11 protein-coding genes are annotated in these 11,592 nt (G+C 67.5%); all 11 read right to left on the bottom strand.

Features of this window, described 5'->3' with window-relative positions:
- Nucleotides 1-7 precede the first annotated feature (7 nt).
- The 11 genes from AB8P05_RS14495 to AB8P05_RS14445 all read right to left on the bottom strand — a co-directional run bounded on the left by AB8P05_RS14495 (nucleotide 8) and on the right by AB8P05_RS14445 (nucleotide 11,440).
- Complete coding sequence (locus tag AB8P05_RS14495) at nucleotides 8-439, bottom strand: DoxX family protein (RefSeq protein WP_472759813.1); 432 nt, start codon at nucleotides 437-439, stop codon at nucleotides 8-10.
- Nucleotides 440-637: 198 nt separating this feature from the next.
- Nucleotides 638-2,551 (bottom strand): amidohydrolase, encoded by a 1,914-nt coding sequence (locus tag AB8P05_RS14490; RefSeq protein ID WP_472760135.1) that lies wholly within the window; start codon nucleotides 2,549-2,551, stop codon nucleotides 638-640.
- A gap of 80 nt (nucleotides 2,552-2,631) precedes the next feature.
- Nucleotides 2,632-2,907: a XapX domain-containing protein gene (locus AB8P05_RS14485; RefSeq protein ID WP_455173108.1), complete on the bottom strand. Its 276-nt coding sequence runs from the start codon at nucleotides 2,905-2,907 to the stop codon at nucleotides 2,632-2,634.
- A gap of 79 nt (nucleotides 2,908-2,986) precedes the next feature.
- Nucleotides 2,987-3,673: a hydrolase gene (locus AB8P05_RS14480; protein WP_472759812.1), complete on the bottom strand. Its 687-nt coding sequence runs from the start codon at nucleotides 3,671-3,673 to the stop codon at nucleotides 2,987-2,989.
- 160 nt (nucleotides 3,674-3,833) lie between these two features.
- Nucleotides 3,834-4,328, bottom strand: coding sequence for a DNA starvation/stationary phase protection protein Dps (gene dps, locus AB8P05_RS14475; RefSeq protein WP_472759811.1), 495 nt, complete (start codon nucleotides 4,326-4,328; stop codon nucleotides 3,834-3,836).
- A 3-nt stretch (nucleotides 4,329-4,331) separates the two neighbouring features.
- Nucleotides 4,332-5,168 carry an alpha/beta fold hydrolase gene (locus AB8P05_RS14470; RefSeq protein WP_472760134.1) on the bottom strand — a complete coding sequence of 279 codons (837 nt, stop codon included), beginning with the start codon at nucleotides 5,166-5,168 and terminating at the stop codon, nucleotides 4,332-4,334.
- A 349-nt stretch (nucleotides 5,169-5,517) separates the two neighbouring features.
- Nucleotides 5,518-6,690: a Gfo/Idh/MocA family protein gene (locus AB8P05_RS14465; RefSeq protein ID WP_472759810.1), complete on the bottom strand. Its 1,173-nt coding sequence runs from the start codon at nucleotides 6,688-6,690 to the stop codon at nucleotides 5,518-5,520.
- Nucleotides 6,687-7,754: a sugar phosphate isomerase/epimerase family protein gene (locus AB8P05_RS14460; RefSeq protein ID WP_472759809.1), complete on the bottom strand. Its 1,068-nt coding sequence runs from the start codon at nucleotides 7,752-7,754 to the stop codon at nucleotides 6,687-6,689. Before AB8P05_RS14460 ends, AB8P05_RS14465 begins: the two co-directional genes overlap by 4 nt.
- A gap of 161 nt (nucleotides 7,755-7,915) precedes the next feature.
- A complete protein-coding gene (locus AB8P05_RS14455; protein WP_472760133.1) occupies nucleotides 7,916-8,854 on the bottom strand; it encodes a substrate-binding domain-containing protein in 939 nt (312 codons plus the stop codon).
- A gap of 77 nt (nucleotides 8,855-8,931) precedes the next feature.
- Complete coding sequence (locus tag AB8P05_RS14450; protein ID WP_472760132.1) at nucleotides 8,932-9,963, bottom strand: ABC transporter permease; 1,032 nt, start codon at nucleotides 9,961-9,963, stop codon at nucleotides 8,932-8,934.
- On the bottom strand, nucleotides 9,917-11,440 hold the full coding sequence (locus AB8P05_RS14445) for a sugar ABC transporter ATP-binding protein (protein WP_472759808.1): 1,524 nt from the start codon (nucleotides 11,438-11,440) through the stop codon (nucleotides 9,917-9,919). Before AB8P05_RS14445 ends, AB8P05_RS14450 begins: the two co-directional genes overlap by 47 nt.
- Between the last annotated feature and the right edge of the window lie 152 nt (nucleotides 11,441-11,592).

Genomic DNA, 11,592 nt, shown 5'->3' with positions numbered 1-11,592 from the left:
GCTGCCCTCAAAGGCGCCGGGAGCGCCGGCGCAGCCGCGACAGCATGGCGGCCAGCGCAAAGCCGCCGACCAGCCCGAGATGCTCGAAGAAGGCGTTGGTCGCCATGAAGCGTTCATGGCCGGCCATCGTCCAGAAGTCGTTGGCGATCAGTGCCGCCAGCACCGTGAACACGCCCAGCGCCCCGGCCCCCAGCCACAGCGCGCGGTCCAGCAGGATCAGCAGCGGCCCGACCAGCTCGACCAGGATGGTCAGCGCCGCCCACAGCTCCGGCGGATGCAGGCCGAAATGCGCCTGCTCGGCCACCGCCCCCGGCCAGTCGGCCAGCTTCACCAGCCCGCCCAGCAGATAGGCACCCACCAACGCGAGCCGGGCCAGAAACCATGTGCCGTCCCAGTCGAGGATACGGTCGATGGGGCTTTCCAAATCGCGGAAGGTCATGGCGGGAACCGTTTCGTATGTTTACGAGGAGGCGAGAATCCCCCTCTCCCCCCGGGGAGAGGGTCGGGGTGAGGGGGATGCATCAAGCGGATTTGGTGGGAATGGAGAGCGCGCGATCCTTGAAGATTCTCACCGCGCATCCCCCTCACCCTAACCCTCTCCCCCGGGGGGAGAGGGGACCAGCTGTCGGGGAGGGGGTCACACCGCCCAGCATCCGCAGCCGAGCGCACCCCAGAAGGACTGCACGTCGGCAGCCGGGACGTCGGCGGCATAGGCGGCGGCGTGGTCGTGGCCGTGGACGCCGCAGCCGGTGGCGCAGCCGCAGGCCGATGCCAGCGCCTTGCGCTGGTCGCCCGCACCGCCGTCGGCGGCCTTGTAATAGCCGCCGAAGGTCCGCACCGGCGACCAGTCCGGCATCGGCTTCGGCAGTTGCGGGGCCAGCGGGCCGTAATCGCCCTCGCCATGCACCACCGCGCCGCCGAGCATGGTCAGGACCGAGTTCAGATGGGCGATGCGGTCCTCGGAAACCGAGAAGAAGTCGTCGGATAGCACGGCGAGGTCGGCCAGCTGACCCGCCTTGATCTGGCCCTTCTTGCCCTGTTCGTTGGAGAACCAGGTGTTGGCCTCCGTCCACAGGCGCAGCGCCGTCTCGCGGTCCATCCGGTTGGCCTGGGGATAGAGGCTGAGGCCACCCACCGTCCGGCCGGTCACCAGCCAGGACAGCGAGACCCACGGGTTGTAGCTGGCGACGCGGGTGGCGTCGGTGCCGGCACCGACCGGCAGGCCGGCCGCCATCATCTTGGCGATGGGCGGGGTCCGTTCCGCCGCCTTCGCGCCATAGCGCTCGACAAAATACTCGCCCTGATAGGCCATGCGATGCTGGATGGCGATGCCGCCGCCAAGTGCGGCGATGCGGTCGATGTTGCGGTCGCTGATGGTCTCCGCATGGTCGAAGAACCAGTGCAGCCCGTCGAAGGGGATGTCGCGGTTGACCTTCTCGAACACGTCCAGCGCCCGGCTGATGGTCTGGTCGTAGGTGGCGTGCAGGCGCCAGGGCCAGCGGTTCTCGGCCAGCAGGCGGATCACCGGCTCCAGATCGCCTTCCATGTTGGGCGGCATGTCCGGGCGGGCGACGCGGAAATCCTCGAAATCGGCGGCGGAATAGACCAGCATCTCGCCGGCGCCGTTGTGGCGGTAGCTGTCGTCGCCGTCGCCGGGCTTGACCTTGGAGGCCCAGCCGGCGAAGTCGGACAGTTCCTCCTTCGGCTTCTGGGTGAACAGGTTGTAGCTGATGCGCAGGGTCAGTTCGCCGTCGGCATGCAGCTTTTCGATGATCGCGTAATCGTCGGGATAGTTCTGGTAACCGCCGCCGGCGTCGATCACTCCGGTCACGCCCAGCCGGTTCATCTCGCGCATGAAATGGCGGGTGGAGTTCAGTTGGTACTCCGGCGGCAGCTTCGGCCCCTTCGCCAGCGTCGAATAGAGGATCGTCGCGTTGGGCTGCGCCAGCAGCAGGCCGGTCGGGTTGCCGGCTGCGTCGCGCACGATCTCGCCGCCCGGCGGATTCGGCGTGTCCTTGGTATAGCCGACGGCGCGCAGGGCCGCGGCGTTCAGCAGGGCGCGGTCGTACAGGTGCAGGATGAAGACCGGCGTGTCGGGGGCGGCGGCGTTCAGCTCCTCGATGGTCGGCAGGCGCTTTTCGGCGAACTGGTGCTCGGTGAAGCCGCCGACGACGCGGACCCACTGCGGCGGCGGCGTGATGGCCGCCTGCTGCTTCAACATCGCCATGGCGTCGGCAAGGCTCGGCACGCCGTCCCAGCGCAGTTCCATGTTGTAGTTCAGGCCGCCGCGGATGATGTGCATGTGGCTGTCGATCAGCCCGGGAATCACCCGCCGGCCCTTGGCGTCGATCACCGTCGCTTGCGGCGCGGCGGCGCGCACCTCGGCCTCCGTGCCGACGGCCAGGAAGCGGCCGTCGCGGATGGCGATGGCGCTGGCCTGCGGGTTGGCGCGGTCGAGCGTGGTGACCTTGGCGTTGACGAGGATCAGGTCGCCGGTGGTGGCGGTGTTGGGCATGGCGGCATTCCCGGTTCTGGACGCGAGGGTGGACATCAGCGGCGCGGAGAGCAGGGAGGCGGCGGCAGTTCCCGCCATCGCCTTGCGGCGGCTGATCGCGGGAGGGGTAGGGGGCGTCATGCCTTCTCTCCGTCAGCGGTCGTCGTGGCCGGGGCTTTGTCGGTTCCGGCCTGTGGGCCCAGCACATGGCGGGCACAGTCGGTCTGGATGAAAGCGACGACGGGTTCGCCGGCGATCAGACGCTTGACGACCGGCACCACCTGTTCGCCGACCAGCATGCCGAGCAGCCCGATCAGTGCGATGGTCGGCGGCGCCGGGGAACGGACCCCGATCAGCGCATAGATCACGCCGACCAGGATGCCGGCGCCGGCCGATAGGAGATAGGGCATCATGGATCCGGTCTCCCGGTCTGGAAAGCTGGTCTGGAAACAGAAGCCGGCGCCCGGCCGAAGCCGGACGCCGGGAAGCGGATCAGGCGTGCTCGTGAGCGGCGGCGCCGATCACCTTGTGCGGGAATTCGCCGCGCTGCGGGGCCTTGTGCAGCATGGTGTAGGCGTAATCGACGCCCATGCCGTAGGCGCCGAAGTGCTCGCGGACGATGTTCATGACGCCGTCATAGGTGCCGCGCTTGGCCCAGTCGCGCTGGATTTCCAGCAGGACGTTGATGGCGGTGATGGAATGGGCGCCGGCCTGCTCCATGCGGCGGACCGCGGCGTCATGGGCCTCCTGCGAGGTGCCGCCCGAGCAGTCGGTGACGATGTAGACCTCGAAGCCTTCCTCGATGGCGCACAGCGTCGGGTACAGCAGGCAGGCTTCGGTCCACAGCGCGGCCATCACCAGCTTCTTCTTGCCGGTCGCCTTGACGGCGGCCACCAGCTCTTCCGAATCCCAGCTGTTCATCGAGGTGCGCTCGATCGGGTCCTGCTTCAGAACGTCCATCAGCTCCGGCCAGATGTAGCCGGAGAAGCTCTCGGTCTCGACCGCGGTCACGATGGTCGAGGCGCCGAACAGCTTGGCGGTCTTGGCCAGAGCGATGGTGTTGTTCTTCAGCTGCTGGCGGTCGATGTTGACCACGCCGAAGGACATCTGCGGCTGGTGATCGATGAAAACGAAGACGGTGTCGTCGGCATTGATGAGCGACTTGGCCGGGAAGGTCATGATCGTTTCCTGTTCGGTGTGGGTTTTAAATGGGTGGGCCGCCTGCCGTCGTGCGTCGTTGGCGCCGTCTGACAGGGACATTGCCATGGTGGAGTCAGGCAGAACAATCATGCGAGATGGAACATGACTGTTGTGCGGCAAGAGACATTGACCGTGGGGATCAGGTCGCGGATTCGCCGGTCACCAGATGGGCTTCGAGCATCCAGAGCTGCTTGTCGCACTCGCGCGAGACCTGCGTGAACAGGTCGGCGGTGTCGGCATCGCCTACGCCGGTGGCGGTCTCGATGTCGGCGCGCACGCGGGCGCCGAACTGGGCCAGTGCGCCGGCCAGCGCCTTCAGATGCGCCACGCCGTCGACTGCCTGCAGCGGATATTCGTAGAGAGCGCTGCGGGAGGCGGTGGTCTGCACCCGGCCGTCGGCGATGTGGCCCAGCGTGGTGATGCGTTCGGCAATCAGGTCGACGAAGCCTTCGACCTCGTCATGGAGGCGGTCGAACAGCTCGTGCAGCTGCAGGAAATGCGGGCCCTTGACGTTCCAGTGGGCCTGCTTGGTCTGGGCTTCCAGGTCGAGCGCGTCGGACAGGCGGGCCTGGAGCAGCGCCGCGGCTTCCTTGCGCACGACATCGTGCAGGTCGAGACGGGACAGGTAGGTCATGACTCAGCTCCGGATGAAGGCCAGCAGTTCCTCGTTCACGATGTCCTTGTGCGTGGTGCAGATGCCGTGCGGGGCACCGGGGACGACCTTGAGCGTTCCCTTCGGCAGAAGTGCCACGGCGGCCTTGGCGGAGGTGGCGATCGGGACGATCTGGTCGTCGTCGCCGTGCATCACCAGCGTCGGGACGATCATCTTCTTCAGGTCTTCGCGCTGGTCGGTCTCGGAGAAGGCCTTGACGCACTCGTACTCGGCCAGCAGGCCGCCCATCATGCCCTGCATCCAGAAGCTGTCGATGACGCCCTGCGAGACCTTGGCGCCCGGACGGTTGTAGCCGTAGAAGGGGATCGTCAGATCCTTGAAGAACTGCGACCGGTCGGCCTTCACCCCGGCGCGGATGCCGTCGAACACCTCCATCGGCACGCCGTCGGGGTTCCAGTCGGTCTTGACCATGATCGGCGGGATGGCGCCGATCAGCACGGCCTTGGCGACGCGCGACACGCCGTGGCGGCCGATGTAGCGTGCGACCTCGCCGCCGCCGGTGGAATGGCCGACATGGACGGCGTTCTTCAGCTCCAGCGCCTCGGTCACCGCGGCCAGATCGTCGGCATAATGGTCCAGATCGTTGCCGAAGCCCGGCTGCGACGACCGGCCATGGCCGCGGCGGTCATGGGCGATGGTGCGGTAGCCGTGCTGGGCCAGATACATCATCTGGTCTTCGAAGGCGTCGCCGGTGAGCGGCCAGCCATGGCTGAAGACGACCGGCTGGCCGGTCTGCGGCCCCCACTGCTTGACGTAGATCTGGACGCCATCCTTGGTGGTGACGTAGCTGCCCTGAAGCATGGGTCTCGTTCCTTTGGTCGGGTCTTGGCGGATGGCCGTCTTTTCGGCCGCTGCGGCGGGGCCGGCGACCGAGGTCAGCAGCCCGCTTCCCGCAACGGCGAGAGCGGCACTGCCGGAGAGGACCGTCCGGCGCGACGGGTTGAATTCGTGGGTGGTCATGCGACGTCCGTTCGGGGCCGTGCCGTCTGGGTCGGCTCCGGCTGTCTTGATGAACGGATGGTACGGAAAGGGCCGGGAGCGTGATTGCCTCATCGGAACGGCTTTTGCCGGTTCTGTGCATCACGCCAACGGGAACGCAAAAGCAAATTACCCTCTCTCCCCGGGGGAGAGGGGGTAGGTCACGGGTGGCTCAGGACTCCAACGAAACCCACGCGGCATTGCAGCGGCTGGACTCCACCGCGCCATGGATGAAGCGCACGCCGCGAAGCCCGTCCTCCACCGTCGGCAAGGGCACGTCGGCCGGAGCCGGGCGGCCGTCCAGCCGGGCGGCGATGCGGTCGGCAGCGTCGCGGTAAATCTGGGCGAAGCCTTCCAGATAGCCTTCGGGATGGCCGGCAGGCGTGCGCGAGATGGCGCTCGCCGCCGGCAGGCTCCCCGCTCCGGCGCGCAGCAGGGTGCGCGTCGGCTCGCCCAGCGGGGTGAAGCGCAGTTCGTTGGGCTGTTCCTGCTGCCATTCCAGCCCGCCGGCCTCGCCGAACACGCGCAGGCGCAGGCCGTTGGTGGTGCCGGGGCTGACTTGGCTCGCCCACAGCATGCCGCGGGCGCCGCCGTCGAAGCGCATCATGATGTGGGCGTTGTCGTCCAGCCGCCGGTTGGGCACGAACGCCGTCAGGTCGGCGGCGATGTCGGTGCAGGTGAGGCCGGTCACGAACTCCGCCAGATGGAAGGCGTGAGTGCCGATGTCGCCGATGCAGCCGGCGATGCCGCTCTGCGCCGGATCGGTGCGCCAGGACGCCTGCTTCTGCCCGCTGGCCTCCAGATCGGTCGCCAGCCAGTCCTGGGCATATTCGGCCTGCACCACCCGAATTTTGCCCAGCATGCCCGATGCGACCATGGCGCGGGCCTGCCGGATCATCGGATAGCCGCTGTAATTGTGGGTCAGCACGAAGACGAGGTCGCGGCTGTGAACCAGGGCGGCGAGGTCCTCCGCCTCCTCCACGGTGTGGACCAGCGGCTTGTCGCAGATGACGTGAATGCCAGCCTCGAGGAACGCTTTGGCGGCGGGGTAATGCAGGTGGTTCGGCGTGACGATGGCGACGGCGTCGATGCCGTCGGGCCGGGCAGCCTCCGCCTTTGCCATCGTCCGGAAGTCGTCGTAACAGCGGTCGGGCGCCAGGAACAGCTCGGCCCCGCTGGCCCGCGCCCGCTCGGGATCGGAGGACAGGGCGCCGGCGACCAGTTCATAGCGGTCGTCGATGCGGGCGGCGATGCGGTGCACGGCGCCGATGAAGGCGCCCTGGCCCCCGCCGACCATGCCCAGCCTCAAGCGTCTGGCTGATGCAGGCGATTGTTCCGCGCTCATGGTGCCCCTTTCCCCAGACCGAGAATCCGGCGGTTGGCCGCCTCGTCGGTTCCGGCATCGGCGAAATCGTCGAAGGCGCGGTCAGTGACGCGGATGATGTGGTCCTGGATGAAGCGGGCGCCCTCGGCGGCCCCCTGCTCCGGATGCTTGATGCAGCATTCCCATTCCAGCACCGCCCAGCCGTCGAAGCCGTACTGGGTCAGCTTGGAGAAGATGCCGCGGAAATCGACCTGCCCGTCGCCCAGCGAGCGGAAGCGCCCGGCCCGGTCCTTCCACGGCGCATAGCCGGAATAGACGCCCTGCCAGGGGGTCGGGTTGAACTCCGCATCCTTGACGTGGAACATGCGGATGCGGTCGTGGAAGACGTCGATGTAGCCGAGATAGTCCAGCTGTTGCAGGACGAAGTGGCTGGGGTCGAACAGGATGTTGCAGCGCCTGTGCCCGCCGACCCGGTCGAGGAACATCTGGAAGGTGGTGCCGTCGAACAGGTCCTCGCCGGGATGGATCTCGTAGCAGAGGTCGCAGCCGGCCTCGTCGAAGGCATCCAGGATCGGGCGCCAGCGCTTCGCCAGCTCATCGAAGGCGGTCTCGATCAGGCCGGGCGGGCGCTGCGGCCAGGGATAGAGATAGGGCCAGGCCAGCGCGCCGGAGAAGGTGGCGTGGGCGGTCAGGCCGAGATTGGCGGACGCCTTGGCGGCGAGATGCAGCTGGTCCACCGCCCAGGCCTGCCGCGCGTCAGGACGGCCATGGACCTCCGCCGGGGCGAAGCCGTCATAGAGCGCGTCGTAAGCGGGGTGGACGGCGACGAGCTGGCCCTGCAGGTGGGTGGACAGCTCGGTCAGTTCGACGCCGGCAGCGGCGAGCGTGCCCTTGACCTCGTCGCAGTAGGTGCGGCTGGTGGCGGCCTTCTGCAGGTCGAACAGGCGGCGGTCCCAGCTGGGGATCTGCACGCCCTTGAAGCCGAGGCCGGCGGCCCAGCGGGCGATGCCGTCCAGCGAGTTGAAGGGTGCGGCGTCGCCCGCGAACTGGGCGAGGAAGATCGCCGGGCCTTTGATGGTCTTCATGGGTTTGGGCTCCCCGGTTGACGGGAGGTGTCGGCTGGCGAATGCCCCCACCTAACCTCCCCCGCTGGGCGGGGAGGGACTGCCGCCGAACGTCGACAAGGGTCCTATCCCCTCCCCGCCCAGCGGGGGAGGGTCAGGGTGGGGGTCTAACGTCGCAAGGATCAGTATGGCGAATCCGCGAAGTAGAACTCCTTCGCATTCTCCTTGGTGATCAGCGACGACGGGATGATGTAGGTTGCCGGCAGCTTGTCGCCCTTCAGGCGGGCTTCGGCGGTCATCTTGATGGCGTCGTAGATGAACTTCGGCGAATAGGACACGTCGGCGTGCAGCAGCGGGTTGGAGCCGTCCATGATGGTCTTCACCATCGTCTTTGAGCCGGCACCGCCGAACACCTCCTTGATGTCGGTGCGCTTGGCCTGCTCGATCGCCTTCAGCACGCCGAAGGCCATGTCGTCGTCGGCGGCCCAGATGACGTCGATCTCCTTGAAGCGGGTCAGGAAGTCCTGCGTCACCTTGAAGGCGTCGTCACGGTTCCAGTTGGCGTATTTGGCGTCGAGGATCTTGATGCCCGGATGCTGCTTCATCACGGCGGTGAAAGCCTCCCACCGCTCGTTGTCGAGCGTGGTGGGGATGCCGCGCAGCGCCACGATGTTGGCCTTGCCGTTGTACTTCTTCGCGATGTATTCGGCGGGGATGCGGCCGAAGGCGGTGTTGTCGCCGGCGATGTAGGCGTCCTGGGCGTTTGCGTCGGTCAGGCCGCGGTCGACGACGGTGACGTAGACGCCCTTCTTCTTGGCCTGCATCACCGGCTGGGTCAGGGCGGCGGATTCGAACGGGAAGATGACCAGCGAGTCGATCTTGGTCACCGTCACCAGATCCTGAAGCTGGTTCGCCTGTTCCGGCGCGCCGCTTGCGGTCTTGACGGTGATCTTCAGGTTGGGATGGGCCTTCTCCAACTCCGCCTTCGCCTGGTTGGCCCACCAGACGATGCCGCCAGTGAAGCCATGGGTGGCGGCGGGGATGCTGACGCCCAGCTTCACCGCGTCCGCCGCGAAGGCGGCGCCGCCAAGGCCGCCACCGAGGGCGACCGTCGCGGCCATGGCCACACCGGCACCCAGGACAAGACGGCGGGAATAACGCGCAACTTCCGACATGACGTTTCTCCTCCTTATCGTTTTTAAGGGCGCCGGCGCTGCAGGAAGGCGACGGCGATGATGACGCAGCCCTGGACCGCCGCGTTCAGATAGACGCTGATGATGCTGGTCAGGTTCAGGATGTTGCTGATGACCGACAGCAGCACCGCACCGATCACCGTGCCGGCGATCCGCCCCTCGCCCCCCTTGAAGGAGGTGCCGCCGACGATCACCGCGGCGATGGCCTCCAGCTCCCACAAGAGGCCGGTGGTGGGGGAGGCGGAGCCCAGGCGCGGCACATACAGAACCGTGGCGATGCCGACGCACACGCCCAGCAGCCCGTAGGTCAGCAGCTTCACCCGGTCGACATCCACTGCGGCGAAGCGGGCGACCTGCTCGTTGGAGCCGATGGCCTGGACATAGCGGCCGAAGGCGGTGCGGTTCAGCAGGACGGCACCCGCCACCGACACGGCCAGGAAGACCCAGACCGGGACCGGAAGGCCGAGCATGCTGCCGTAATAGACCGGGCCGTAAGCCTCCGACAGATCGTTGTCCAGCGTGATGGCGCCGCCGTCGGCCAGCCAGGTCAGCACGGCGCGGAAGATGCCCAGCGTGCCGAGCGTGACGATGAAGGGCTCGATCCGGCCGCGCGTGACCAGATAGCCGTGCGCCAGCCCGAACCCGCCGCCCAGCAGCAGCGCGAACAGCATGCCGAGCCCCACCACCGCGACCGGCGAGCCGACCGACTCGGCCAATGCGTTCATCAGCAGGATCATGCCGCCGGCGATCAGCGCCGCCATCGACCCCACCGACAGGTCGATGCCGCCGGAGATGATGACGAAGCACATGCCGATGGAGATGATGCCGATGAAGGCCGTGCGGGTCAGCACGTTCATCAGGTTGTCCCAGGTCGCGAAATCCGGGTTCAGCGCCGTGCCGACGATCAGCAGCAGCACCAGCCCGACGACCGGTCCGAAACGGTGCGGGTCGAAGCGGCGTGCCGGCTTGCCTGTGGACACGCTGCGGACCTCAGTGGCCGGCGTGGGGGCGGGTGCTGACGTCGGTCCCGCTGGCATCTGTCCCGATGGCATGGGCAATCAACTCCTCTTCGCTGAGCCGGTCGGCGGGCACGGTCGCGGTCACCCGGCGCCCGCGCATCACGATCACCCGGTGGCAGAGCCCGATCAGTTCGATCAGTTCCGATGAAATCACGATCACGCCGCGCCCTTCGGCGGCCAGCCGCGCGATCAGGAAATAGATGTCCCGCTTGGCGCCGACATCGACGCCGCGCGTCGGCTCATCCAGCACGAAGACGCGGGGGTCCGGCTCCAGGAACTTGGCGATGGCCAGCTTCTGCTGGTTGCCGCCGGACAGCGACGATGCTGTGCCCTGCGGATTGCCGCGGATGCCGAAGCCGGCGACCGCGTGTTCCAGCGCCCGATCCTCCGAGGCCGGCGACAGCAGCGGCTGGGCATGGTGGCGCAGCATCATCAGGGTCAGGTTGTCGCGCAGCCCCATATTGACGTGCAGGCCCTTGCCCTTGCGGTCCTCGCTGAGATAGGTCAGGCCGTTGCGCATCGCCTCGCGCGGGTTGCGCAAGGAGACCGGGCGGCCTTCCATCTCGACGGTGCCGCCGCTGCGCGGGCGCAGGCCCAGGATGCCTTCGAACAGCTCGGTGCGGCCGGCGCCGACAAGGCCGGCGAAGCCCAGGATTTCTCCGGGGTGAAGGTCGAAGCTCACATCCTCCGCCCAGCCGGGTACGGTCAGGCCGCGCACGGCCATCAGCGGCTTGCCGATGGCGGGGATGTGCTTGTCCGGGAACATGTCGGTCAACTCGCGCCCGACCATCAGCGTCGCCATGCGCTGGCGCGGCGTCTCGGCGGTGGGGGCGCGGGCGACGAAGCGGCCGTCGCGCATGACGATCACCTCGTCGGTGATGCGCTCCACCTCGTCCAGCTTGTGCGAGATGTAGACGATGGTGACGCCGTTCTGCTTCAGCCGCTCGATCAGTCCGAACAGCCGGTCGCATTCGGACGGGGTCAGGCTGGCCGTCGGCTCGTCCATGATCAGCAGGCGGGCGTTGCGCAGCTGGGCCTTGGCGATCTCGACCAGCTGTTTCTCGGCGACGATCAGCTCGCGGACCTTGGTGTCGGGATCGCGGTCGAAGCCCACCTGACGCAGGGCCTCGGCCGCCTGTGCGCGCATGGCGCGGTCGTCCAGCAGCCAGCCGCGCTTGATCTCGTGGCCCAGGAACATGTTCTGGGCGACGGTCAGGTCGTCGGCAAGGCTGAGTTCCTGGTGGATCAGCACGATCCCGCGCTCTTCGGCGTCGCGCGAGCCTTTGAAGGCCACGGGTTCGCCGTCGATGCTGAGCGTGCCGGAGGTCGGCGCGTGATAGCCGGCGAGGATCTTCATCAGCGTCGATTTGCCGGCGCCATTCTCGCCCAGCAGCCCATGCACCCGGCCCGGATGCAGGTCGAAGCTGACGCCGTGCAGCACGCGCACGGGACCGAATTCCTTGGTGATGCCGTCGAAGGCGACATGCAGGCTCATGGCTCCGCACCCCCTGACGGCCTTCCCACCGGCCGCGATGCTGCGGCGGGGCGGATGCCGTCCATGACGTTTCTCCCATCGCGGAGCGTGTCGTCCCGAAGGGCGCCGCTTCGTCTGTTAAGCGGATGGTAAGCCCGATGCTTTGGACAGAC

It is taken from the genome of Azospirillum sp. VT-I1, assembly GCF_055698305.1.
The sequence above is the reverse complement of the archived record's forward strand: the minus strand, read 5'-3'. Positions and strand labels throughout refer to the sequence as shown.